Origin of the sequence: Stutzerimonas stutzeri, from assembly GCF_024448935.1 — a bacterium.
Classification (GTDB): domain Bacteria; phylum Pseudomonadota; class Gammaproteobacteria; order Pseudomonadales; family Pseudomonadaceae; genus Stutzerimonas; species Stutzerimonas stutzeri_AO.
On the sequence record NZ_JAMOIE010000034.1, the window covers coordinates 1 to 24,908 of the forward strand.

Consider the following 24,908-nt stretch of genomic DNA (forward strand, 5'->3'; position numbering starts at 1 on the left):
GGGTTCCGGCGATTCCATCCTACGAAAAGCGATCGCCATACCGCGTTTACCTGTACTCACACAAATAGGCAGTCGCCTCGGCCACCTTCAGCTGAAACGTGCTATTGGCCGGCACGGTGAACTGGCTGCCAGCGCCGAAGGTTTGGTAGTTTTCGCTGCCCGGCAGTTTCACGTCGAGGCTGCCGGCGACTACGTGCATGACTTCCAACTGGTTGGTGCCGAACTCAAATTCGCCAGGCGCCATGACGCCGATGGTGGCGGGGCCAGCTGCCATGTCGAAGGCGATGGATTTGACGGTGCCGTCGAAGTACTCGTTGACCTTGAACATGCGGAAATCTCTAAGGGTGGGGAAAGGGCGGCCAGTATGCCGAAGCCGCTGGACGCCGTCATCAGAACGCATTGCGGCAAACCATGCTGCCTCATTTTGGATCGTGAAATGAATTGCCGTCCCGGTTGCGGAGCCTGCTGTATTGCCCCCTCTATCAGTTCGCCAATCCCTGGCATGCCGTTTGGCAAACCGGCGGGCGAGCGGTGCGTGCATCTTTCAGAGAGCAATCGGTGCGGGCTGTTTGGGCTTCCGTCCCGTCCGGCTGTTTGCGCCGCGTTCGACGCCGATCAAGAAGCGTGCGGAGTGAGCCGTGAAGATGCGCTTCGATTGCTCGGGTGGTTGGAGCAAGCGACGGCCTGAGCTGGCCTACCTCCGGCCCGCCTGGGTGGGTAGGTGCCGTACTGCAGCGCAATCGGCCTGATTGTTACGCTGCGCGCGTTGCCCGCCTAGCTGGCGAAGCTACCGACGTTCTGCAGGGCGTCAACCAGCAGCTCCACAGCGAGCCCGGCGGCCAACAGCAACGCACCGCTGAGCCAGACCAGCGCATTGGTCGCACGCCCGAGCCGATGCACTGCGCCGTCAGGCTGCCCGAAGACCACGGTCCCGGCCACTCGCAAGTAATAGAACAGCGAGACGGCGGTATTCAGCGCGGCGACCACCGCCAGCCAGCCGAGGCCGCCTTCCAGCGTGGTTCGGTAGAGCATGAACTTGCCAAAGAAGCCGATCAGCGGGGGGATGCCCACCAGCGACAGCAGCGCCAGGATCAACACCAGCGCTGGCCCCGGCGCTGACCGAGCGAGGCCAGCATAGTCCTTCAAGGTTGTGCGCCCGCGCAGCTCGATCACGACACTGAAGGCGGCCAGGTTCGCGATGGCATAGGTCGCCAGGAACAGCAGCAGCGAGGTGCGCGCGTCGGGGCTGGTCGGCATGACCGCAACCGCCATGAGCGCGAAGCCGGACTGCGCCACCGCCGACCAGCCCAGCAGGCGCCGGACGTCCTGCTGCCACAACGCGGCCAGGTTGCCCAGGGTCATGGTGACCGCGGCGAGCAGGGCGATCAGAAGCGTCGGGTGATGCGGTGCGGGCAACAGGGCCAGGAACCGCGCCAATGCGATCGCCGCGCCCACCTTGGGCACGACGGTGAGAAAGGCCGCCGCCGGGGCGGGCGATGCCTGGGCCACGTCAGGCATCCAGGCGTGGGCGGGAAAGGCCGCCAGCTTGAAGCTCAGCCCGACCACGATGCAGCCGGTGGCGGTCAGTAGCGCCAGCCCGTCGACGCCTTGTGCCAGGCGGGCCGAGATTTCCGGGTACCCGGTGCTGCCGGTCAGGCCGAACAGCCAGACCACGCCGATGCACAGCAGGGTGTTGGTCAGCGCGGCGACGAGGAAGTACTTCATCCCCGCCTCCAGGGCCGGAGCGAAGCCACGGTGAAATGCTGCCAGCGGATAACTGGCGGCAGAGGACAACAGCATGCCGACCACCAGCTCCATCGTGTCGCTGGCCGAGGCGAGCATGATCACGCCGAGCAGGGCGAACAGCAGCAGGGCGTAGAACTCGCCATGGCGGTGATCGGTGGCGAACCAGCCGGGCGACAGGGCCACCACCACGGCGCCGGCCGCAAGCATGATCAGCTTGGCTGCGATCGCTGGCTCGTCCAGCGCCCAGACGCCGGAGAAGGTCAGCCGCGCGGGGCCGCCCCACTGCATCAGCGCTGAAGCGGCCGAACAGGCGATTGCCAGCAGCGCCAGCAGCGCCATCCATCCCAGGCGCTGCTGGGGCAGAAACGATGAGGTGAGCACGATCGCCACCGCGCCCAGCAGCAGGCAGATTTCCGGCAGCAGGTCGCCGACGGGCATCAGCGCGCGCCCACCAGCCAGCCCGCGCTGGCTTCGATGATGCCAAGCAGGAATTGCGGGGCGATACCAATGACCACAAACGCCGCCGCCAGCGCGCCGAGCACCAGTTTTTCCCGGCCAGCGAGATCGCTAAAGCCGCTCCATTGCTCCGGCAGCTCGCCGAAGAACAGCTGTTGCAGGGTCAGCAGGAACAGCGCGGCGGTGATCAGGATGCCAAAGATGCCGATGACCGCCAGCCACGGATAAACCGAGAAGGTGCCGGCAAACACGTGGAATTCGGCGACGAAACCGGCCAGTCCCGGCAGCCCGAGGCTGGCGAAGGCGGCGAGCACCGTAAAGCCGGTGAGCAGCGGTGCCCGCTTGGCCAGCCCGCCGAACCGGGCCATCTCGTATTCGCCGGTGCGCTGCCAGAACGACCCGCAGATCAGGAACAGGCTGCCGGTGATCAGCCCGTGCGCGACCATTTCCACGGTGGCGCCCACCAGCGCCAGTTGCCGTGCCGCTTCGCTGCCGCTGAGCAGCGCGCCGGCCACTGCAATGCCCAGTACCGTGTAGCCCATGTGGTTGATCGAGGTGTAGGCGATCCGCCGCTTCAGGTTGCGCTGGCCCAGCGCCACCGAGGCGCCGTAGAGGATCGAGATCACCGCCACCAGCGCGATCACCCAGGCGTAGGCGGCAAAGGTCTCGCGCATCATCGCGAAAGGGATGCGCAGCATGCCGAAGGTGCCCATCTTCAGCAGCACGCCGGCGAGGATGGCCGAGGCCGGCGCCGGCGCATCGACGTGTGCCTGCGGCAACCAGGTGTGAAAGGGCACCAGCGGCGTCTTGATTGCCAGGCCGATCATCAGCCCCAGGAACACCAGCCCCGCCGGAATGGCCGAGCCGACCATGGGCTGTTCGGCGATCAGCACGCGCATGTCGAAGCTGTGCGGTGTCACCGACAGATACAGCCCGATAAAAGCCAGCAACATCAGCAACGAGCCGCAGAAGGTATAGAGAAAGAACTTCAGCGCCGAACGCTGGCGATCGCCATGGCCCCAACGGCCGATGAGAAAGAACATGCCCACCAGCGACAGATCGAAGAACACATAGAACAGCAACAAATCGAGGGCGAGGAAGACGCCCAGCGACACGCCCTGGAGGAACAGCATCCAGGCGTAGTAGGGCCCGGCGCGATGCTGGGTGTCGACCGGATACATGATGCTGGCGACGAACACCAGCGCGCTCATGCTCGCCACGGCCAGGGCGATCCCATCCACGCCCAGCCGCCAGGCCATGCCCAGGCCGGGCACCCAGGGCACTTCCTCCACCAGCTGGAACAGTTCACCGCCCGGCGTGAAGCGTCGCCAGGCAAGCACCAGGCACAGCAGCGACAGCAGCGCGACGGCGGTGGCGAACCGGCGCGCGGCGGCCTCGCGCCAGCGCGGGATGACGGCGAGAGTCAGCGCGCCCGCCAGGGGCAGGCCGATGGCGGCGGTAAGGATCAAGGCAGGTCTCCCATGGCGAGGACCACCAACACCGCCGCCAGGCCGGCGGCGATGGCGGTGTAGTAGTGGTGCATCTGGCCGCTCTGCAGTTGACGCGCTTTTTCCCCGAGCCAGCCGGTGAATCGCGCAAGCCACATGGCGCAGCCGTCGAACAGCGCTTCGCCGTTGCGATCGCCGGTGCGTGCCAGCCAGTTGCCGAAGCGGGCGGTCAGGCGGATGCCGCCATCCACGGCGCGGTCATCGAAGCGCCCCAGCGCCGCGGCAAGGTTGGTGTAGCCCGCGATCCGCTGGAGGCCGGCGTCCACTACGTGATCGTCAAAGCGCGCCAACGCGCAGCTGGCATTCATCAACCCACTGGCAGCGCGCGAGGCCAACGCCGGAATCCCCAGCCAGTCGCTGGCCGTGGCGTGGCGAGGATTGTCTTCGTCGCGGTTGCCCCATTGCCGCGCCAGCGCCAGGGCGGCGAGCAGGATGCCCAGCGCCACGAAGGCCAACGACAGCAGGGTTTCCCAGGTCTTTCCCGGCGGCAGCACGAAGCCCAAGGACTCGGCGATCGCTTTGCCCAGGCCTGGCCACCAGAGCAGCGCCAGGCCCAGCGTGCCCAAGGCCAGAAAATAAAGCGCCAGGCGTTCGGCGACGCTATGCCGGGACCGGCCCGGCCGATCACCGGCGGGCCCGCCCGGGCCGAACGCCAGCCATTGGAAACGGGTCGCATAGAGCGCGCTGAGCGCGCCGGCCAGCAGGGCGATGAGCAGGATCCCCGGGCCGCGATCGCCACTGGCGGCGATCAGCTGCTCCTTGCTCCAGGCACCGCCCGATGGCGGCACGCCGGCCAGCGCCAGGCTGCAGGCCAGCGCGGCCAGGGCGACACCGGGCAGCTGGCGGCCCAGGCGCATTGTGCCCAACGCATAGCTGCCGACCTGGTGCTCGGCGATGCCGGCGGCAAGAAACAGCCCGGCCTTGAAAAACGCATGGGTGACGAAATGCAGCAGCGCAGCCCCGGGAAAGCCGGCGCCCACCGCCAGCCACATCAAGCCGTAATGGGCCGAGGTCGAGGCGGCCAGCAACTTTTTCGCGTGGCCCTGCAGGCTGGCAACGATGCCGCCGCAGATGGCGGTCGCCAATCCCAACGCCATGGCCACGGGCGCGAACCAGGCGACGCCATCCAGCACCGGGTGCAGGCGGATGATCAGGTAGACGCCGGCTGCGACCATGGTTGCCGCATGCAGCAGCGCAGAAACCGGCGCCGGGCCGGACATGGCGGCAAACAGCCAGGGCGAGAAGGGCAACTGTGCGGACTTGGCGGCGCACGCCAGCACGATGCCGCCGACGAACACCTGCAAGGGCATGCCATCGAGTTGCCCAAGGCCGGCGAAATCGAACGAGGCGGTTCCGGCAAAGGCGGCGCCGGCGGCGAGGTACAGACCGAGATCACCGAAGCGGGTTACGAGGAAAGCCCAGGCCGCGTCGCGCACCGAACGCTCGCTCGGCCAGTGATGGGCGATCAGCGCCCAGGACAGCGCGCCAACCAGCTCCCAGGCGATCAGCAGGGTGAGCAGATCGCTTGCCAACACCAGCAACTGCATGGCGCCAACGAAGGCCAGCAGCAGGGCGATCAGCCGCGCCAGCGAATGCCCGGAAGACGCCTGCGCTTCGTGATAGGCGCTGTACAGCACGATCGGCGCGGCGACAAGCGGCACCACCAGCGCGAACACCGCACTGGCGGCCGTGATGCCCACGCCCAGCCCGACCTGTGCGCTCCAGCGGTAGCTGCCGCTCCAGTCGCCCAGCACCGCGGCCAGCGCAAGCAGGAAAGTCGCCGCGACGATGGCGGCGCCGACCCAGCCCAGCACTGCCGCGCCACCGCGCCGCAGCAGCCCGTAAAGCACCGGCGCGGCCAGCAGGGGGAGCAGCGGGACGAGCCAGAGCATCAGTGTTTCAGCCCGTCCAGCGCTTCGGTGGTGTCGGCCTGCCTGGCCCGGTAGACGGCCACCACCAGGGCGAAGCCCATGGCCATCTCGATCGCCATCACCGCCATCACGATGATGGTCAGCAACTGGCCCTCGGGCACGCCGCCGCCCACCATGGCCCAGAACGCCACTGCAGCGAGCATCACCCCATTGAGGATCAGCTCCAGGCCCATCATCAGCATGACGAAGGATTGTTGCGACAGCGCGCCATAGACGCCGATGCCGATCAGGCCGGCGGCAAGCAGCAGCAGGGTGGTCAGGGTCATCGACGATCCTCCCGCCAGGGGTCAGTGGTGATGGGCATGGCTGTGGCCTCCTTCGTCGTCGTCATCCTCTTTGGGCGGCATGCCGGCCGGTTCGCCGCCAGGAGTCAGGCCCGGCGGCATCGAGCCTTCGGACGATGCGCCATAACGACCGCGGTGGCTGGACAGCACCACCACACCGATCATGGTCGCCAGCAGTACCAGGCCGGCGGACTCGAACACCAGCATCGAGGGGCCGAGCATTTCTGCGCCCAGGGAATGCACCGGGTCCAGATCGGCAGGTGCCGGTGTGCCGGCGAAATCGGAGAAGAAGGCAACCGCGCCCAGGATCAGAAAGGCCGCCACGCCGGCAGCGATGGCGATGCGCGGCTGGTGCACCATGTTCATCGGGTTCAGGCCGGCAGGGTTCATCATGAACATGACCATGAACAGCGCCATCACGGTCATTTCCACCGCCATCATGAACCACAGCGCCACGCCCAGATATTCGGCGGCCAGCAGCAACATGATCACCCCGACCGCAATGAACGACGCCAGCAACAGGAACGAGGCGCGAATCATCGAGTCGGTGCAGAACACGCGCCAGGCGGCCAGCAGCGCCACCGCTGCACATATGAAGAACACGCTATCGACAAGCATCAGCGCAGCGCCTCCACGCCAGCCCAGAGCAGGTCCACGAACGACAGCGGCAGGAACAGCAGCCACGCCAGGGTGACCAGGCGCTCAGGCCAGACGCGCGCCAGCGATCGCCCGAGCCAGAGCAGCAGCGCCATCACCGCCAGGGTTTTCAGGACCAGCCACACTGGGCCGGGCAGCCAGGGGCCCAGCCAGCCGCCGAGAAAAGCAGTGGCCGCCATGGTGCTGAAGGCCACCAGCATCGCCCGTCGCGCCCATTGCCAGACCAGCCGCGACGGGCCGCTGATTTCGGCCTCGGTGCCGCCGGCCAGATCGGCCGAATCGGCCAGATTCAGCGGGCCCCAGAAGCTCACGCCCAGGCCGACGATGACAAACAGCGGCAGCCCCAGCGGTTGGCGGATCACATTCCACAGCTCGCGCTGCGACTCGACCACGGCCGATGCCCGCAGCGACTCGGCCGGCAGTGCCACGCCGATCAGCACGAACATGCTGATCAGGATGTAGGACAGCCCCAGCGCCACGTAGCGATAGGCGCCGATCAGCGGCAGCAGGGCGTTGGCCGACCAGCCATGCAGAAAGATCACCACCGTGGCCAGCGCCTCCACCGCGCCCCACAGCACCAGCCCGGTGCTGATGTCCGTCGGGATCAGCGTGGCCGACCAGGGCACCACGGCCAGCCCGGCTGCGGCCAGCGCGAGATAGGCCGCCGGTGCCAGCTGCCAGTTGAGGCTGTCCGGTCGCTCGGTGTGGTTGCGCGATTGCAGGAACAGCCATGCGCCGTGCTGCAGCGGTGCCAGCCAGGGATTGGCGACGGCACGGCGCTCGATGCCGGCGGCGATGGCGCGGTCGATCACCGCCAGCAGATAGGGACCGAGCACCAGCGTCAGGCACACGAGCAACAGGGGCAGGAACACCTCGTTCAGCATGACCCGGCCTCCTGCTGCGCCATCGGATAGGGCGAGAGCGCAGCGATGTCCAGGCTGGCGATCAGCAACAGCGCCTGGCTCCATTCCAGGCCAGGCAGCAGGCCCATCAGCAGGTGGCTGGCATCGGCCGGTCGCTGCTCCGCTGTCAGCTCGCCTCTGGGGGTCTCGACACGCTCGGTGTTGCCTGTCTGCAGCCCGGCCTGGTCTGCAGCGGCGGCAAGCGCCAGTGCCTGGGTGATCTCCGCGACCAGCTGGCAGAGCCGGGCGCGAATGTCGCTGCCTTCGCGCGTGAGCGGCTTGAAGCCGATCCGGACGTAGCTCGGGTCCTCCGATCGGGCGTCGCTGGGCATGCCCGCTGCGCGCCAGGCCACACCGCCGAGCATGCGCGCCTGCTGCAGGTCGAGCTGGCCCAGCCCTGCGTCGATGCTGTGCAGCAGCCCACTGCGCGTCACCCGCCGATGCAGATCCGGCAGCCGCGCGCCCGGCTGTAGCCGGACGGCATCGAGCAAGGTGCGCTGCGCCAGCGATGAGAGCCCTGCAAGCCGCATCAGGTGCGCCAGGCGATGCAGGTGATAGCGGGCCCGCTCGATTTCCAGCGCCGCAATAGGCACCGGCCGCTTCAGCGCCTCGAAGAACAACGGCGACAGGTGCACCGGGTACGCGCTGGACTCGATCATCGCCTTCTGCAGCAGGTTGCCCTGCAGGGTCAGCTTCAGCTGCAAACCCGGGGGCAGGGCCGGGTAGAACGGCCCCAGCGTGAACGAGAGCGAGTCCAGCTGCAGCCCGTCGCGCAGGTCCTGCATCATCGCCATGGCCATCGGCCGCCCGTAGGGCACGCCGCCCATCATCCCTTCGCCACCCTGGCCGTGCATGCCCTTGCCTTGCCAGGGATGCGGCGGCTGATCGGGCAGCAGATCGGGATCGCCCGGTGTGCTGCCGTCAATCAATGCACGGTGCAGGCGTATGGCTTCGGCTGGGAGATCGTCGAGCCGGTCGATGCGCCGTGCATGGTCCAGCTCGGTCAGCGGATCGCTGCGATACCACAGGGTGGCGGCTGGTCGCGGCAGCTGGGCGTGCAGCCTGCGCAGCGCCTGGTGCTGGTCCGCTGGCACACCGCCGGCCACCAGCAGGATCGTGGCGTGCCGAGGCGAGTCCACCACGTCGATGCGCGGGTCGAGCAACAGGGCGTTGCGCGCCCCGGCGCCGGCCATGCCAGAGACCACGAAGACCGGCGCCGGACGGCCGGCCGCCAGGCGCTGCAAAAAGGTCACTGCCACCGGAACACCCCTTCGCGCCAGGCATAGACGATGCCGACCGAGAGGATGGCGAGAAACATGCCCATCTCCATCATCGCCTTGGCCCCTTCGGCGACGTAGACCACCGCCCAGGGATACATGAACATCATCTCCATCTCGAAGGCGATCAGCAGCAGCGTCATCGGGTAGTAACGGACGTGGAAGCGACTCCAGGCGTGGCTGTCCGGCTGGCCACCGCCAAGGAACGGTGCGCGCTGTGGCCAGGGCGGCAGGTGCCTCTGCCAGGGCCGCTGCAGGGCCAGGCCGGCTGCCAGCATGACCAGCACGATGATCGAGAGTGTCAGCAATTCCATGGGCAGCGCGCTCCTCGGTCGGTAAACGGACGAAGCGGGGCGCTCAGCTACCGCCTGGGGTCGCCTGGGTGCACCGCGCAGACAGCGGCGCCATGGCAGTGCCGCCACCCTGTTCGCGTTCAGGTCAGCTGAGCCGGGCGCTTAGACGCGATGTTTCCAGCGGGCCCTATTTTTGGGACTGCCGTGTGTTTCCAGGGGTTCCGGCTCGCCTGATTACAATGCTGTAAGCTCGCTTGCGCGCGCCGGACCCCAGAGGCGGCTACTGCTCCGTCTGCTTGCCGCTGAAGGCAGTGATCGGCTTTTCCGCCTCCTTGTCGAGCCCGCTGGCGAAGGTCTTCAGGCCTTCGATGATCGGCGTCAGCGCCGCCCACAGCTCGTCGTCATGCAGCATCTTGTAGGCGCCGGTTACACCGGGCGCTTCGTCGTGCTTGTCGTCCGGCTTGTAACGGCTCACGGCACCGAAAGCAGACTGGAAGGCAAACACGATCTTGTAGAACTGCGCCGGCTCGATGCGCGACAGCGCCATGCCGAGGATCGACAGGTTCTGGATGGCATTGAGCGAACCTTCCTTGCTCATGCCGTCGACCAGGACTTTCAACAGGCGGTCGTGCGAACCGGCCAGGTCATTGGCCAAGCGCAGCACGCCGCGCTGGTGCAGGGTTTCCAGCAGGGTATCGAGTTCTTCCTGGGCGCTGGGGCCAATCGGGGTCGGCTTGACCTCGTAGTTCAATCGTTCGGCCATCAGAATCTCTCCGGGTGCGGGGCTCGGGCCGGCGGGGCGACATAATCTTCGCGCTGCCACTTCACCTCCACGGGTACGCCTTCGGTGGGTGTGCGCTTGGCGTTGCGGAAGCTGTTCGGCGGCAGCGGCGGCTGGCCTCTCTCGCCCAGCACCTCCAGCCGTACCGCGGTCTCCTTGTAGGCGGGTGTGTTCACGTCGGGATCGTGATGCTCGCCGGTGAGCAGGTTGAGGCCTGGCTTGCCCTGGTGGATGGGCATGAACAGCGTCTTGCCGGCGACCCGTTCGGTGACGGTGGCGCGGACCTTTATCGCGCCGCGCCGCGAGCTGATCCGCACCCAGGTGCCGTCCTGGATGCCGCGCTCGGCCGCCAGCTCCGGACTGACTTCGACGAACCAGTTCGGCGCCTGCGACCAGATGCGCGGGCCGCGGCCGGTCTGGTTGGTGCCCTGGAACTGTTCGAGCATGCGCCCGTTGTCGAGCATCAGGTCGTAGTCGGCATCCGCCGCTTCGGCCGGCTGCTTCCATTCCAGCGGGAACAGCACGGCCTTGCCGTCATCGGTGTGGAATCGCTCGGTGTACAGCAGCGGCGTATCGCTGCCGTCGGCCTGCATGGGCCAGAACAGCGACTGCCAGCCCTCCAGTCGCTCATAGCTGATGCCGTGAAACATCGTGGCGATGCCGGCCACCTCATCCATGATCTGGCTGGGGTGGCTGTAACCCCAGTCATGCCCCATGCGCCTTGCCAGCTCGGTGAGGATCTGCCAGTCCGGGCGGCTGTTGCCCAGCGGCGGCAGCACCTGATGGAAGCGCTGGATGCGCCGTTCGGTATTGGTGAAGGTGCCGTCCTTTTCCACCGAGGGTGCGGCCGGCAGCACCACGTCGGCGAACTCGGCGGTGCGGCTCATGAAGATGTCCTGCACTACCATGAAGTCGAGGCTTTCGAAGCCGCTGTGCACGTTCTTGCTGTCGGCGTCGGAGAAGGCGGTTTCCTCGCCGATGATGAACATTGCCTTGACCGAGCCCTCGTCGGCGCCTTGGACCATGGTGAAGTTGTCGTTGCCTTTTTCCAGCGACAATTTCTCCTTCGGCACGCCCCAGGCCTCGGCCCACTTGTCGCGGTTGTTTTCCTCGGTGACCTGTTCGTAGCCGGGGTACATGTTCTTCAGGCAGCCGAAATCGCTGGCGCCCTGCACGTTGTTATGGCCACGCATCGGATAGCCGCCGGTGCCGGGCCGGCCATAGTTGCCGGTGACCAGCAACAGGTTGGACAGCGCGGTGCTGGTGTCCGAGCCGTGGCTGTGCTGGGTGATGCCCATGGCCCACAGCAGACAGACCGAGTCTGCCCGGCCGATCAGCTCGGCGGCCTCGATCAGTTTCTGCTTGTCGATGCCGGTGACTTCCGCGGCGAAGTCCATGGTGAACGGCTCCAGCGACTGCCTGTATTCCTCGACCTGGTTGACCCGCGCGTCGAGGAATTCGGTGTCGGCATAGCCGTGCTCGAACATGTAGCGCGACAACGCCGAGGCCCAGACGAGGTCGGTGCTGAAATTGGGCCGCAGGTGGATATCGGCGCGCTCGGCCATCTCGTGCCGGCGCGGGTCGAACACCACCCACTTCTGCCCGCGGTGCTTCTTCTGCGCCTTGAGCTTGGAGGCGATCACCGGGTGGTTCTCGGACAGGTTGCTGCCGACCAGCACGATCAGCTCGGCCTTTTCCATGTCTTCGATGGTGCCCGAGTCGCCGCCGTAGCCGACGGTGCGGAACAGCCCCTTGGTCGCCGGGTTCTGGCAGTAGCGCGAGGAGTTGTCGACGCTGTTGGTGCCGATGATCGCGCGGGCGATTTTCTGCGTGAGGTAGGCCTCTTCGTTGCTGGCTTTGCTCGAGCCGATGAAGCCGATGCTGTCCGGGCCATGGCTATCGCGGATCTGCAGCAGGCGCTGGGCGACCAGCTCCAGCGCTTCGTCCCAGCTGGCCTCGCGAAACCTGCCGTTGTCGCGGATCAGCGGCGTGGTCAGGCGTTTGGGGTCGTTGACGAAGTCCCAGGCGAACTTGCCCTTGATGCAGGTGGAGATGCCGTTGGCCGGCGCATCGACCACTGGCTGCACCTTGAGAATATGCCGGTCGCGAGTCCACATCTCGAACGAACAGCCGACCCCGCAGTAGGTGCAGACGGTCTTGGTGCGCTTGATCTCCGGCTGACGCCAGTGCATGTCCAGCATCGACACGCCAGTGATCGGCCGCGCGCCGATGGTTTCTTCGAGCTTCTTGACCATGTCGATCAGCGGCCGCTTGACGTCCTGCGGCAGCGCCGTGAACGGGCCGGCGTCGGGCTGCATGGTCTTTTCCAGCAGGGCGTTGCAGGGGCAGACGGTGACGCAATGGCCGCAGCTGACGCAGCTCGACTCGTCGATCGGTTTGCCGCCGTCCCAGAGCACGCGCGGGTGGTCCATGGTGAAGTCGATGGACAGCGTCTCGTTGACCTCGACGTTCTGGCAGGCCTCGACGCAGCGGCCGCAGAGGATGCACTGGTCCGGATCGTAGGTGTAGAAGGGGTTCGAGTGGTCCTTTTCATATGGCTTGCGCTTGAATTCGTAGCGCTGGATTGGGATATCCATTTGCGCATAGGTATTGTGCAGCGTGCAGTCGCCGGTGTTGTGCTCGCATACCGTGCAATACAGCTCGTGCTTGGCGAGCAGCCGGTCCATGCCTTCCTCGCGGGCTGCCCTGGCCTCGGCGATTTCGCTGGTGACCTCGAGCCCCTCGCGGGCCCTCAGGGTGCAGCCGCGCACCAGCTCGCCGTCGACCCGCACCCAGCAGACGTCGCAGGTTTGCGGGGAGCCCAGCGCGCGGTGGTAGCAGACGTGGGGCAGGTCGATGTCATGGTTCGCCAGGAAATCAATCAACGGGGTGTCGGCTTCACCGTTCAGTGGCTTGCCGTCGAAGTGGATCGTGCAGTTGCTCATCAGGCCTCCGTTTTTGTCGTCGGATCGGTGCGGATGGCATCCCGGCCTGGTGCCGGCCCGGCGGCTCCTGCCGAACGCCTGCCCTCTAGCGCAAAGTCAAGGGTGGCTCCGGAAAATGATTGTCCATAGCTGACTGATCGGCTTGCGCAAATGTTCCCTTCCGATTTGTGTGGACTCCTGGCCCGCACCGATGGCTTGCCGTCTCTATTGAACTCATCCGGCTGTGAGCGGCCAGAAACATACAGTCACAAACGGCTACAGTCAGGACGCGTCTTCCCGCATGGCCCAACTTTTCCCCCGCACCGCCGACATGTGGTTGCGTCTGGCATTGCTCCTTTTGTCATTAGGGCTTGTCGGGGTGTTCGCCGCGTTCGTCATCCTCTCGCGCTCGTCCTATGTCACCGACCAGGGCTGGACGGTCCATCAACCAGTGCCTTTCAGCCATGAACATCACGCGGGTGCGCTGCAGATCGACTGTCGCTACTGCCACGACAATGTCGAGACCAGCCCGGTGGCGGGGCTGCCGCCAACCCACACCTGCATGAGCTGCCATTCACAGATATGGACCGGCGCGGAAATGCTCTCACCGGTTCGTCAGAGCCTGGTGCAGGGCGAGCCGTTGCGCTGGAATCGCGTGACCGAGTTGCCTGATTACGTGTTCTTCCACCACGGGGTGCACGTCAACGCAGGCGTGGGGTGTGCCGAATGCCACGGGCCGGTCGACCGCATGCCGCTGATGCACAAGGCGGAGCCATTCACCATGAGCTGGTGTCTCGATTGTCATCAGGAACCTGCGCCGCGCCTGCGCCCACGGGAAGCGGTGACTGACATGAGCTGGCAATACAAGGGCGACCGCCGGGAGCTGGGCGAGGCGCTGATGCGCCAGTATCACATCGGCGAAGGCAACCTGACCCATTGCTACACATGCCATAGGTAGGCCATGCATATTCGAGACGAAACCGACCCACGACACCCTGCGCCCCTTGACTGGACAGCGATTCGCGAGCGTCTGGAAGGCGAGCGCGGGGCCGGGTACTGGCGCAGCCTCGAACAACTGGCCGACGAACCGGCATTTGCCGCATTCGTCGAGGCCGAGTTTCCATCGATTGCCCCGCAGATGGACCGTCGGCGCTTCCTGCAGGTGATGGGTGCCTCGATGGCCATGGCCGGGCTGGCCGGCTGCAGCGAGCCAGAGAAGGGCGTGCCTTATGTGGTTCAGCCTGAAAAGATCATTCCCGGCGAAGCGCAGTGGTATGCGACCACGGTGACCTTCGCCGGCTATGCCCAGCCCGTGCTTGGCCGCACGCATGTAGGCCGGCCGACCAAACTCGAAGGCAATCCCGATCATCCGCTCAGCCGGGGTGCCAGCACGGCCACCATCCAGGCGGCCATCCTGCAACTGTATGACCCTGATCGCTCGCAAGCGCCGCGCTTCAAGGGGGTCGCTGCGACCTGGGACAGCTTCCAGCTCGAAGCCAGCCGCCTGGCCGAACGGCTCGATGGGAAGGCTGGTCGCGGCCTGCACGTGCTTATGGGTGCCACCAGCTCACCGACATTGCAGCGCCAGTTCAGCGAAATGCTGCAGCGCTGGCCCGAGGCGAGGCTGTATCGACACGAACCCTTCGAGGGCGACCATTATCGAACGGCAGAGCGCACCTTCGGCCGTGCCCTCGAGTCGCACTATCGCTTCGACGCGGCCGAATGGGTGTTGAGTTTCGAACACGACTGGCTGGGGGCCGGCCCGCGTGAGTTGCCCCATGCGGTCCGCTGGGGCGAGCGCAAGCGCCTGGCGGCGCAGGGCGAAGGCGAAGCTCGTCTGCTCGTCGTCGAATCGGTGCCGACGCTTACCGGCGCCAAGGCCAGCGAGCGCAAACGCATCGAGCCGGAGACGCTGCAAGCGTACGTGCAGGCGTTGTCGGCCGCGTTGGGCGAGGGCGACGGGCCGGCCCAGCCGCTGCCGGTCGAACGTCAGCGCTGGATTGAGGCGGTGGCTGGTGAGCTGAAAGCCCGCGCCGGGCGCTGTCTGATTACCGCTGGCGAACGCGCGCCAGTGGCGGTGCAGGCGGCTGTTCACCGGCTCAACCAGCGGCTGGGCAACGTCGGCAAGACGCTGACGTACAGCGAGCCGGTGGTCTGGCTCGAGGCGGGTGGCCAACGTCCGGGCGACCTGCCGGGATTGGTCGAGGCGATTCGCGACGATCGAGTCGAGGCCTTGCTGATGCTCGAATGCAACCCCGTCGACACCGCTCCGGCAGATCTCGAGCTGGAGAAGGTGCTCGATGAGGTTCCGCTGCGCATTCATGCCGGGCTCTACTACGACGAAACGGCGGCCTACTGCCACTGGCATCTGCCACTGACCCACGACCTCGATGGCTGGCAAGACGCGCGCGCCGCCGATGGCAGCGTCTGCCTCGGTCAGCCACTGGTGCGCAGGTTCTATAGCAGCCGCACCTTGTCCGAGGTGCTGGCGCTGATGCAGGGCGATCTCGATCCGGATGGACGTGCTGAACTGCGCAAGACCTGGCAGTCGCTCGACGAGCGCGCCTGGCGACAGGCTCTGGAGCGTGGCTTTATCGAACATACCGCGTTGCCTCCGCTGACCATCGAGGCGGCGCCGGTCCCCTGGGATGCCGAGCCGGCCCCCGAGGAGGGGCTGACCCTGCGCTTTCTGCCGGACCCGAGTGTGTGGGACGGACGGCTGGCGAACCTCGGCTGGCTGCAGGAACTGCCCAAGCCGATCACCAAGCTCACCTGGGACAACGTCATCGGCGTGGCGCCAAAGCTGGCCGAAGAGCAGGGGCTGTCGAATGGTGATCTGGTCCGGGTCACGCTCGGTCGCCGCGTGGTGATTGGCCCGGCCTGGATCATGCCCGGCCACGCCGAACGCACGCTCAGTCTTTACGCCGGTTACGGCCGCACCCGCGCCGGGCGTGTGGCCGACCGTCTCGGTTATGCCCTTGCACCGTTGCGCACGGCCGGCGATCCCTGGCTGCGTCGCGGCGCAAGGTTGGAGAAAACCGGCGAATTCCTGCCGCTGGCCACCACCCAGTCGCATCACATCCCGCATGGGAAGGAAACCATCAAGAGCGAGCCGCGTGATGAGGCCTACCGCAAGGTGCCGACGGAGCCGCTTTACCTCTTTGAGCAAGCGAACACCCTCTACCCGCCGACCCCGCCTGGCGAGCCGGTGTGGGGCATGACCATCGACCTCGATCAGTGCATTGGCTGCAACGCCTGCATCGTCGCCTGCCAGGCCGAGAACAACATTCCGGTGGTCGGCAAGGAACAGGTCGCCATGGGCCGCAACATGCATTGGCTGCGGGTCGATCACTATTACAAGGGCGATCCAGCCGAACCCGAGTCATCGGCATTCCAGCCGGTGCCCTGCATGCACTGCGAGCAGGCACCCTGCGAGGTCGGTTGCCCGGTCAACGCTACGGTGCACGGGCCGGATGGGCTCAACGAACAGATCTACAACCGCTGCATCGGCACCCGCACTTGTGCGTCGTATTGCCCCTACAAGGTGCGCCGTTTCAACTGGTTCGACTGGACTGGCGACGATGAGCCGTCGATCCAGCATCAGCGCAACCCCAACGTCACGGTGCGCTCGCGCGGCGTCATGGAGAAGTGCACCTACTGCGTGCAGCGCATCAGCGAGGCGCGCATCGCTGCACGGATCGAGGACCGTCCGGTCGCCGACGGCGAGGTACAGACCGCTTGCCAGCAGAGTTGCCCGACCCAGGCGATCGTCTTCGGCGATCTGTCCGATCCGGGCGCTCGGGTCCGTGAAGGGCGCGATACCAAGCGCCACTATGCGCTGCTGGAGGAGCTGGGCACGCGACCCAAGACCACCTACCTGGGCGTGGTTGAATGGCCGAAGACCGTCGAGGGCGAGCCATGAGCCCCGCCGGCGCCGAACCGCGCTACCAGGGCGCCGATACACCGCACTTCTTGCCGAGGCAGATGCCGCTCGGCGAGGTCTCGGACCGGGTGCTCACCGTTCCGGTCGACTTCGCTCCGTATCGCCGCGCCTGGTGGGCGCTGTTCATCTTCGGCTGTTTGCTGCTGGGGCTGTTCGTCGCCTCGGCGGGCGCGGTGGTCTGGCAGGGCGTCGGCGTCTATGGCAACAACAACCTGGTCAATTGGGGCTTGCCCATCCTCAACTACATGTGGTGGCTGGGCATCGGGCATGCCGGCACCTTCATCTCGGCCATGCTGCTGCTGCTCAACCGGCCGTGGCGCAACTCGCTCAACCGCATGGCTGAGTTGATGACGTTGATGGCGGTGGTGTGCGCGGGCATCTACCCGATCCTGCATCTGGGGCGGCCCTGGCTGTTCTACTGGAGCGCTCCGTACCCCAACACCATGGAGCTGTGGCCGCAGTTCAAGAGCCCGACGTCGTGGGACTTCTTTGCCGTGCTTGGCTACCTGTTCGTCTCGCTGATATTCATCTACATCGGGGCGATTCCGGATTTCGCCTCGGCCCGCGATCACGCCCGCAAGCGCCGCTACAAGATCTTCTACGGGCTGCTGGCGCTTGGCTGGCGGGGCGCTTCCTCGCACTGGGCACATTGGCGGCGGGCCTACCGTTTCATTGCGCTGCTGGCCATTCCGCTGGTGTTTGCGGTGTCCAGCGGCTATTCGTTTCTGCTCGATCTGTCGCCGGAAACCGGCTGGCACTCGACGGTGTTCCCGCCGTACTTCGTCGCCGGCGCGATCTTTTCCGGTTTTGCGCTGGTGATCGTCATCGCGCTGGGGCTGCGGCGATTCTTCGGCTGGCAGTTGCTGATTACCGTCAAGCATCTGGATGTGCTCGGCATCCTGCTGCTCGCCAGCGGCTGGATGACCGCCTACGGCTATTTTGCGGACATCTTCATTGCCTTCTATTCGGGCAAGGAACACGAGATCACCGTGGCCATGGCGCGCCTGACCGGGCCGATGGCCTGGAGCTGGTGGACAGCGATCTTCTTCAACCTGATCTGCCTGCAAGCGCTCTGGTGGCCGCAGGTGCGACGCAACGGCAAGGCCTTGTTGGCGATTGCGGTCGGCGTCCTGATCGGCATGTGGTGCGAGCGCTGGATGCTGATCGTCGTGCCGGCCACCCGCGATTACCTGACGGCCACCTGGCAAGGCTACAGCCCGACGTTCTGGGACTGGTCGTTGTTCATCGGTACCTTCGGGCTGTTCCTCGTGCCGTTCAGCCTGTTCATGCGGCTGCTGCCGATGGTGTCCACCTTCGAAGTCAAAGAGGCCTTGCACCGCTATCGGGGAGGGGGCGATGACTGAGCGCTGTTACGGATTTCTGGCCGATTTCGCCCATCCTGAGCCACTGATCGAGGCAGCCCGCGCCGCGCGCGAGGCAGGCTACACACGGTTGGAGGCCTACAGCCCGTTCATGCTGCCGGAGCTGGAACCGCTGCTCGGCCAGCGCAGCAACCGCGCCTACTGGGCCGGCATCCTCGGTGCGCTGATCGGTGGCGGTCTGGGATTGTGCATGCAGATATACGCCAATCTGAGTTACCCGCTGGATATTGGCGGCCGGCCCCTGATCGCCTTGCAGGGCTTCGCCGTCATTACATTCCTGATGACCATCACCGGCGGCGCGCTGGGTGCGCTGTTCGGCCTGCTGTTTCTGTGCCGGCTGCCGCTGCTGCATCATCCGCTGTTCGAAACCGAGGCGTTCCAGCGCGCCACGGACGACCGCTTTCTGCTCTGTATTCGCGCAGACGACCCGCTGTTCAGCGAGACGGAAACCGCGATATGGCTGGCGGAGCGGGCCGTGTCGGTCAGCAAGGTGCCTGCCTGATGCGTTGGCTGATCGTTTTCATCGTGCTGCTCAGCGGCTGCGATCAGATGGCCCAACAGCCGCGTGCCGACGCCCAGGAGTCCAGCCTGTTTTTTCCGGACGGCAAGGTCAACCAGGCGCCACCGTCAGGCACGGTGGCCCGTGGCGAGCTGTCCTGGGAGGCGGTTCTGGCCGAACGTCCGCGGTTGACCGAAGAGCTGCTGGCGCGCGGGGAAGAGCGCTACCGCATCAATTGCGTGCCTTGTCACGGCTTGGCCGGTGATGGTCTGGGGACGGTGGTCAGGCGCGGCTTTCCGCAACCCCCTGACTTTGCCGAGCCGCGTCTGGTGCAGGCACCTGATCGCCATTTCCTGCAGGTCATCGCCGATGGCTACGGCGTGATGTACAGCTACGCCGCGCGGGTACGGCCAGCAGATCGCTGGGCAATCGTTGCGCACATACGCGCCTTGCAGTTGGCGCGCACGGCCGAGGTCAACCAGCTCCCTGAGCCCGATCGTCGCGCGCTGGAGGCTTTGCCATGAGCGCCATCAAATCCGTGAGCCCAGGCACCATCGCCTGGGCGGCGTTGGCCATCGGCGGTGTCGGCCTTGGCGTCGGGCTGCTGCTGGCGCCGCGCGACACCCTGGCCGCGTGTGTGGCGAGCCTGTTGGGGTTGGCGGGAATTCCGCTCGGGGCGCTGACATTGGGCCTTGCCTTGGCGCCGATCAGCGGCAGCGTTCGCGATCAGCTTTGGCCCTGGACGCTGGTCGCCAGCCGGGCCATGCCTGCGCTGCTGGTGCTGGTGTTGCCGGGGCTGCTTGGCGCCGGACTGATTTACGAGTGGATGCACCAGTACAGCGACGGCTTTCGCGGGCTGTGGCTCTGGTGGCCCAGTTTCGTCATACGTGGGCTGCTCTATGTGGGGCTGTGGTGGGCGCTGGCGCGCTGGCTGTTGCCGACGACGCTGTGCAACCCTGCAGGGGCCGGGTTGGGGCTGATCGCCGTGGTGCTGAGTGTGTCGCTGGCGGCCTTTGAGTGGGCGCAATCAATGGAGCCGCACTTCGCGTCCAGCATCTTCGGGCTGCTGTGGCTGGGCCGGCTGATGCTGTCCGGGATCGCTGCCTGCATCCTGTTCAGCCTGTTTGCCGGCGCCTCCCGCCCGGGTGTGCTGCGTGGCTTGCTATCGGCCGCGGCGCTGGCCTGGATCTATCTGCACTTCATGCAGTACCTGATCGTCTGGTACGGCAACCTGCCCGAGGAGGTTCGCTGGTATGAGATTCGTGCCCGCGATTGGCCGTTGCTGACCTGGCTGGTGGCGCTGCAGAGCCTGGTCTTCGTCGCGACCTGGTGGCCGTTCTCAGGGCGTCGGGTACCGCTGGCGATACTGGCTGGCGGCACGCTGCTGCTGGGCCTGGCTGAAGGCGCCTGGCTGAGTATGGCCAGCTTGTCAGGCTTGAGTGGGCTGGCGAGCACGATGGCGCTGTTCGCCGCGGTGGCCGTGGGCGCGGGGATGATGACCCTGTTGATCCTGCCGAGGAGGTCCGCATGAGCGTGCCGGTCGATCCGCGCTCGAAGGAAGACGGCTTCGAGCACCACGACGCCAAGGTCAGGGTATTGCTGATGATTGGCTTCGGCCTGGTCATCGCCCTGGCGGTATCGCTGGCTGCTGTTGGTCTGTTGCTCGGCTATTACCACGCGACACCGGAACCGCCGGTGTCGGGGCTGGAACGCGACAGGATCATTCCGCCGGAGCCGCGGTTGGAAACCCGTGCACTAGGCAATGGCCAAGAGGTGATCCACGAGGCCCAACAGCGGTTGAGCCGCTATGCATGGGTCGATCGTGAGGCTGGCGTCGCGCGCATTCCGCTGCAGCGGGCTCGAGTGCTGTTGCTCGAACGCGGTTGGCCGGCGCCGGTTGAGGCCAGCGGTGAACAGGCTGTGCGCCTGCAACAGGCCAAACAAAGGGCGGAACCCCGATGAGTCGCCTGCTGCTGATCCTCGCCGCGACCCTGTCGTTCGTGCTGGCAGCCGCCGTGCGCGCCGCCGAGCCGTTCGATCCTTTCGCCGCCGCCGGCATCGATTCGCGGCCCGGTGCGCAGGTGCCGCTGGATGCGCGGTTCATTGACGACAGTGGCGAATCGGTCAGCCTTGCTGAACTGCTCGATGGCCGGCCAGCAGTGCTGGTACCGGTCTATTTTCGCTGCCCAAACGTGTGCGGGTCGCAGTTGGCGAGCCTGTTCAACCTGCTCGGCGCGGTGCCCTTCGAACTCGGCAAGGATTATGTGGTGATCGCCTATAGCTTCAATCCGCACGAGACACCAGCCGATGCCCGCGCCGAGCGCGACAAGCTGGTCCGACGCTGGCCAGCGCTGGCCGGTTCCCAGGCGGTGCACCTGCTCACGGGGCCAGAATCGGCGAGTCGCCGGGTCAGCGATGCGCTGGGTTTTCGTTACCGCTGGGATGCCGGGATTCAGGAATACGCGCATGCCTCGGCCATCGCCACGCTGAGCCCGTCCGGCAAGCTGGTGCAGTGGCTGTACGGGCTCGGTTATCAGCCCAACGATCTGCGGCTGGCCCTGACCGATGCCGGCGAAGGGCGGATCGGCGATTTCAGCGATCAGTTACTGCTGCTCTGTTACCACTACAACCCGCGGACCGGCGGTTACGACAACTGGGTCATCGGTGCGCTGCAGGTGGGTGGCACCGGCACGGCGTTGGCACTGCTGGGTTTCATCGGGCTGTCGCTGTGGCGCGAGCGACGCAAGCGGGAGGGCGGCGATGAACGATGACTTTTTGCGCCTGTGGCCGCAAACCGCCTCCGAGCACGCGAGCAGCATCGACTGGCTGATCTGGTCGTTCACCGGCATGATGACGATCTTCGTCGTCCCGGTGTTCGTGCTCACGATTGTGTTCGCGATACGTTATCGAAAGGGCACTGAAGTGCCTCGCGATCACCGCCCGCGCGGCAGCATGAAGGTCGAAATGACCTGGATCGTGCTGCCTTTCATCGCCTCGATGATCATCTACCTGGTCTCGGCGAAGCTCTACTACGAGGTGCGCACGCCGCCGGTGGATGCGATGGAAATTCAGGTGGTTGCCAAGCAATGGATGTGGAAATTCCAGCATCCCGGCGGCCAGCGCGAGATCAATAGCCTGCACGTGCCGGTAGGGCGCCCGGTACGGCTGAACATGATCTCTCAAGACGCCATTCACAGCCTCTATTTCCCGGCCCTGCGCATCAAGCAGGATCTGTTGCCCGGGCGCTATACGCAGCTGTGGTTCAACGCCACCGAAACCGGGCGCTACGAGGTGTTCTGTGCCGAATACTGCGGCACCGACCATTCGAAGATGCTCGCCACGCTGGTCGTGCAACCACCGCAGGAATACGAGCGCTGGCTGTCACAAGCCGGGGCCAGTGAGTCCCTGGCCGAGCAGGGCGAGGTGCTGTTTCGCCAGTTCGGGTGTAGCGGTTGTCATGGCCCGGCCGCCGTGGCCAAGGCGCCGCAACTCGAGGGGCTCTCTGGCCGTCGGGTGGCATTGGAAGACGGCAGTTTTGTCGTGGCCGATCAGGCCTATATCCGCGACAGCATCCTGCTGCCGCACAAGCAGGTCGTAGCCGGCTACGAATCGATCATGCCGAGCTTCGCCAACGTCATTGATGAAGAGGGCGTGCTGCGCCTGACCGCCTACATCCAGTCGCTGGGTAAGGTCGGCCAGGCCCCCGGCAAGGTTGAAGAGCGCGGGCAGGGCGAACCGCATGCCGACGGACCGCGCAGCCCGACGCCAGAGGAGACGATACCTTGAGCCAGAAGAATCCGGCCGCCGACCGCGCGCCCAGTTACCTTGCCGACGAGCATGGCTTGCGCACCTGGCTGCTGACCACGGACCACAAGCGCATCGCGATCCTCTACCTGATCGGTGTCACGGCGTTCTTCTTTCTCGGTAGCCTGGCTGCCGCTCTGGTGCGCATCGAGCTGGTGACACCCGATGGCGACCTGTTGAGCGCGGACGGCTACAACCGCACCTTCACCCTGCACGGCGTGGTCATGGTGTGGTTCTTCCTGATTCCGTCGATCCCGGCGGTCTTCGGCAATTTCCTCATTCCGATCATGATCGGCGCCAAGGACATGGCCTTCCCCAAGCTCAACCTGTTCAGCTGGTACCTGCTGGTGGGTGGCGGCCTCTTCACGCTGTATGCGCTGCTGGCCGGAGGGGTCGATACCGGCTGGACCTTCTACACGCCGTTGTCGACGATGTTCAGCAATGGGCATGTGGTGGCGGTGATTCTTGGGGTGTTCATCGTCGGCTTCTCGTCGATCCTGACGGGGCTGAACATCATCGTCACCATTCATACGCTGCGGGCGCCGGGCATGACCTGGTTCCGCATGCCGCTGTTCTGCTGGTCGCTGTACGCAACGTCAGTGATCCTGGTGCTGGCTACGCCGGTGCTGGCCATCACGCTGCTGCTGGTGGCGGCGGAGTACCTGTTCGGCATCGGCGTGTTCGACCCCAACCTGGGCGGCGACCCGTTGCTGTTTCAGCACCTGTTCTGGTTCTACAGCCATCCGGCGGTGTACATCATGATTCTGCCGGCGATGGGCGTGATGAGCGAGTTGATCACGGCCGCGGCGCACAAGCGCATTTTCGGCTATTCGTTCGTCGCCTATTCCAGCCTGGCCATCGCGGTGATCGGCTTCATGGTCTGGGGCCACCACATGTTCGTCGCCGGGCAGTCGATGTACGCCAGCATGGTTTTTTCACTGCTCAGCTTCCTGGTGGCGATCCCCTCGGCGATCAAGGTCTACAACTGGACCGCCACACTCTACAAAAGCAATCTGACCATCGACGCGCACTTCCTTTATGCGCTGACGTTCATCGGTCTGTTTGTCATCGGCGGCGTTACCGGGCTCTTCCTTGCGCTGCTGGCCGCGGACGTCCATGTGCACGACACCTACTTCGTGGTCGCGCACTTCCACTACATCATGGTCGGCGCAGCGGTGGCCGGGTTCTTCGGCGCGCTGCACTTCTGGTGGCCGAAGATGACCGGGCGGATGTACTCGCAGCTGTGGGGAAAGATTGCGGCAGTGATGATCTTCTGCGGTTTCAACCTGACGTTTTTCCCGCAGTTCCTGCTCGGCTATCTCGGCATGCCGCGGCGTTACCACAGTTATCCGGAGGATTTTCAGTTCCTCCATGTGCTGTCGTCCGCCGGGGCCGGGGTGCTGGCGGTGGGTTATGTCATGCCGTTCTGTTACCTGCTCTGGTCGCTGCGCTACGGGCCGCTGGCCGATGACGACCCCTGGGACGCAGCCGGGCTTGAATGGCGCACCTCGTCGCCGCCGCCCAAGCACAATTTTCCCGAGACCCCGATCGTCGACTTCGAAGCGTACGACTACCCACCCGAGGCAACCCATGGCCGATCGTGACGGGTACCTGGCCGAGCCATACCAGACTGCCGCCCAGCAGCGCGAAGCGAGCCTTCTGGGCATGTGGCTGTTCCTCGCCACCGAAATCATGATGTTCGGCGCACTGTTCCTGGTCATCTACTACTACCGTCTGCAGCACCCGGCTGCAGTCAGTGAAGCGGTGCATCATCTGCACTCGATTCTGGCGGGTTTCAACAGCGCGCTGCTGCTCAGCGGCAGCCTGTGCATGAGCCTGATGGTGCGGGCTTCGCGCTTGGGTAACGACCGTCGGGTGCAGCAGTTTCTGTTGCTCAGCGCATTCTTCGGTCTGGCGTTCCTGGCGGTGAAGTTCTTCGAATACGGTTGGGAATACCATGAAGGGTTGCTGCCCGGCATGGGCCGCGAGTCTCCGCTCAAGGACCCCGCCGCGCGGCTGTTCATGAACATCTATTTCTTCGCCACCGCGCTGCATGCGGTACACGTGACGCTTGCGGTGGTGATCGTGCTGGGCATGGTCGGGCGCATTCACTTCGCTCACATGAAGCTGCCGGAGCGCGCGATCACGCTGGAAATGGTCGGCCTGTACTGGCACATGGTCGATGTGATCTGGATTTTTCTGTATCCGTCGCTGTATCTGGTCGGGAGGGCAGCATGAAGGCGGGCAGGCTGGTGCTGGTCTATGCCGGGCTGCTGGCATTACTGGCGCTCAGCGCCACGATAGCCATCCAGTTCCCACAATGGGCGATGGTCGCGTTGATCGGTGCGGCGGGGCAGGCGCTGTTGGTGCTGTTCGGCCTGGCCCAGCTGGGTGCGCATTCCCCGCTGGTTCGCTTCTTCGCCTTGGGCGCAGGCTTCTGGCTGGTGTTCATGTTCACCCTTTCGCTGGCCGATCTGCTGACGCGCGGGGGCTAGTCTGCTGATCGATGGTGATACTCGGG

24 protein-coding genes are annotated in these 24,908 nt (G+C 65.5%); 13 read left to right on the forward strand and 11 right to left on the reverse strand.

Annotation, left to right across the window (positions count from 1 at the left end; all coding sequences use genetic code 11):
- Positions 1-46: 46 nt before the first annotated feature.
- On the reverse strand, positions 47-328 hold the full coding sequence (locus tag NA637_RS11560; protein WP_256072383.1) for a pyrimidine/purine nucleoside phosphorylase: 282 nt from the start codon (positions 326-328) through the stop codon (positions 47-49).
- Positions 329-436: 108 nt separating this feature from the next.
- Here NA637_RS11560 and NA637_RS11565 point away from each other — a divergent pair, with 108 nt between their 5' ends.
- Positions 437-688 (forward strand): YkgJ family cysteine cluster protein, encoded by a 252-nt coding sequence (locus NA637_RS11565; RefSeq protein WP_256072419.1) that lies wholly within the window; start codon positions 437-439, stop codon positions 686-688.
- 86 nt (positions 689-774) lie between these two features.
- Here the strand turns inward: NA637_RS11565 and NA637_RS11570 are convergent, their stop codons facing one another.
- From NA637_RS11570 to fdhF, 10 genes are all read right to left on the reverse strand, one after another.
- Positions 775-2,184 carry an NADH-quinone oxidoreductase subunit N gene (locus NA637_RS11570; RefSeq protein ID WP_256072384.1) on the reverse strand — a complete coding sequence of 470 codons (1,410 nt, stop codon included), beginning with the start codon at positions 2,182-2,184 and terminating at the stop codon, positions 775-777.
- Positions 2,184-3,671, reverse strand: a complete 1,488-nt coding sequence (locus NA637_RS11575; RefSeq protein ID WP_256072385.1) for a complex I subunit 4 family protein — start codon at positions 3,669-3,671, stop codon at positions 2,184-2,186. The genes NA637_RS11570 and NA637_RS11575 overlap by 1 nt, the downstream gene beginning before the upstream one ends.
- Positions 3,668-5,602, reverse strand: coding sequence for an NADH-quinone oxidoreductase subunit L (locus NA637_RS11580; RefSeq protein WP_256072386.1), 1,935 nt, complete (start codon positions 5,600-5,602; stop codon positions 3,668-3,670). Before NA637_RS11580 ends, NA637_RS11575 begins: the two co-directional genes overlap by 4 nt.
- Entirely contained in the window at positions 5,602-5,907 is a 306-nt protein-coding gene (gene nuoK, locus NA637_RS11585) for an NADH-quinone oxidoreductase subunit NuoK (protein WP_256072387.1), read from the reverse strand. The genes NA637_RS11580 and nuoK overlap by 1 nt, the downstream gene beginning before the upstream one ends.
- Before the next feature lie 21 nt (positions 5,908-5,928).
- Positions 5,929-6,543: an NADH-quinone oxidoreductase subunit J gene (locus tag NA637_RS11590; RefSeq protein WP_256072388.1), complete on the reverse strand. Its 615-nt coding sequence runs from the start codon at positions 6,541-6,543 to the stop codon at positions 5,929-5,931.
- Complete coding sequence (locus NA637_RS11595; protein ID WP_256072389.1) at positions 6,543-7,466, reverse strand: complex I subunit 1 family protein; 924 nt, start codon at positions 7,464-7,466, stop codon at positions 6,543-6,545. The genes NA637_RS11590 and NA637_RS11595 overlap by 1 nt, the downstream gene beginning before the upstream one ends.
- Positions 7,460-8,743: a hypothetical protein gene (locus NA637_RS11600; RefSeq protein ID WP_256072390.1), complete on the reverse strand. Its 1,284-nt coding sequence runs from the start codon at positions 8,741-8,743 to the stop codon at positions 7,460-7,462. Before NA637_RS11600 ends, NA637_RS11595 begins: the two co-directional genes overlap by 7 nt.
- Positions 8,734-9,075: an NADH-quinone oxidoreductase subunit A gene (locus NA637_RS11605; protein WP_256072391.1), complete on the reverse strand. Its 342-nt coding sequence runs from the start codon at positions 9,073-9,075 to the stop codon at positions 8,734-8,736. Before NA637_RS11605 ends, NA637_RS11600 begins: the two co-directional genes overlap by 10 nt.
- Before the next feature lie 259 nt (positions 9,076-9,334).
- Positions 9,335-9,817 carry a DUF1641 domain-containing protein gene (locus NA637_RS11610; protein ID WP_256072392.1) on the reverse strand — a complete coding sequence of 161 codons (483 nt, stop codon included), beginning with the start codon at positions 9,815-9,817 and terminating at the stop codon, positions 9,335-9,337.
- On the reverse strand, positions 9,817-12,780 hold the full coding sequence (fdhF, locus tag NA637_RS11615; protein ID WP_256072393.1) for a formate dehydrogenase subunit alpha: 2,964 nt from the start codon (positions 12,778-12,780) through the stop codon (positions 9,817-9,819). Before fdhF ends, NA637_RS11610 begins: the two co-directional genes overlap by 1 nt.
- A gap of 280 nt (positions 12,781-13,060) precedes the next feature.
- Between fdhF and NA637_RS11620 the strand changes: the two genes are divergently transcribed.
- Genes NA637_RS11620 through NA637_RS11675 form a run of 12 tightly spaced genes read left to right on the forward strand, consistent with a single transcriptional unit; the run spans position 13,061 to position 24,882 of the window.
- Positions 13,061-13,717, forward strand: a complete 657-nt coding sequence (locus tag NA637_RS11620; protein ID WP_256072394.1) for an ammonia-forming cytochrome c nitrite reductase subunit c552 — start codon at positions 13,061-13,063, stop codon at positions 13,715-13,717.
- A gap of 3 nt (positions 13,718-13,720) precedes the next feature.
- Complete coding sequence (locus NA637_RS11625; protein ID WP_256072395.1) at positions 13,721-16,681, forward strand: TAT-variant-translocated molybdopterin oxidoreductase; 2,961 nt, start codon at positions 13,721-13,723, stop codon at positions 16,679-16,681.
- Positions 16,678-18,066 (forward strand): NrfD/PsrC family molybdoenzyme membrane anchor subunit, encoded by a 1,389-nt coding sequence (nrfD, locus tag NA637_RS11630; protein WP_256072396.1) that lies wholly within the window; start codon positions 16,678-16,680, stop codon positions 18,064-18,066. The genes NA637_RS11625 and nrfD overlap by 4 nt, the downstream gene beginning before the upstream one ends.
- Positions 18,059-18,586: a quinol:electron acceptor oxidoreductase subunit ActD gene (locus NA637_RS11635; RefSeq protein WP_256072397.1), complete on the forward strand. Its 528-nt coding sequence runs from the start codon at positions 18,059-18,061 to the stop codon at positions 18,584-18,586. Before nrfD ends, NA637_RS11635 begins: the two co-directional genes overlap by 8 nt.
- Entirely contained in the window at positions 18,586-19,107 is a 522-nt protein-coding gene (locus NA637_RS11640) for a c-type cytochrome (RefSeq protein WP_256072398.1), read from the forward strand. Before NA637_RS11635 ends, NA637_RS11640 begins: the two co-directional genes overlap by 1 nt.
- Positions 19,104-20,114, forward strand: a complete 1,011-nt coding sequence (locus NA637_RS11645; RefSeq protein WP_256072399.1) for a hypothetical protein — start codon at positions 19,104-19,106, stop codon at positions 20,112-20,114. Before NA637_RS11640 ends, NA637_RS11645 begins: the two co-directional genes overlap by 4 nt.
- Complete coding sequence (locus NA637_RS11650; protein WP_256072400.1) at positions 20,111-20,545, forward strand: hypothetical protein; 435 nt, start codon at positions 20,111-20,113, stop codon at positions 20,543-20,545. Before NA637_RS11645 ends, NA637_RS11650 begins: the two co-directional genes overlap by 4 nt.
- Positions 20,542-21,354 (forward strand): SCO family protein, encoded by an 813-nt coding sequence (locus NA637_RS11655; RefSeq protein WP_256072401.1) that lies wholly within the window; start codon positions 20,542-20,544, stop codon positions 21,352-21,354. The genes NA637_RS11650 and NA637_RS11655 overlap by 4 nt, the downstream gene beginning before the upstream one ends.
- Entirely contained in the window at positions 21,344-22,369 is a 1,026-nt protein-coding gene (gene coxB / locus NA637_RS11660) for a cytochrome c oxidase subunit II (RefSeq protein ID WP_256072402.1), read from the forward strand. Before NA637_RS11655 ends, coxB begins: the two co-directional genes overlap by 11 nt.
- On the forward strand, positions 22,366-23,991 hold the full coding sequence (locus NA637_RS11665; protein ID WP_256072403.1) for a cytochrome c oxidase subunit I: 1,626 nt from the start codon (positions 22,366-22,368) through the stop codon (positions 23,989-23,991). Before coxB ends, NA637_RS11665 begins: the two co-directional genes overlap by 4 nt.
- Positions 23,978-24,625 carry a cytochrome c oxidase subunit 3 gene (locus NA637_RS11670; protein ID WP_256072404.1) on the forward strand — a complete coding sequence of 216 codons (648 nt, stop codon included), beginning with the start codon at positions 23,978-23,980 and terminating at the stop codon, positions 24,623-24,625. Before NA637_RS11665 ends, NA637_RS11670 begins: the two co-directional genes overlap by 14 nt.
- On the forward strand, positions 24,622-24,882 hold the full coding sequence (locus tag NA637_RS11675) for a hypothetical protein (protein ID WP_256072405.1): 261 nt from the start codon (positions 24,622-24,624) through the stop codon (positions 24,880-24,882). The genes NA637_RS11670 and NA637_RS11675 overlap by 4 nt, the downstream gene beginning before the upstream one ends.
- Positions 24,883-24,908 lie beyond the last annotated feature (26 nt).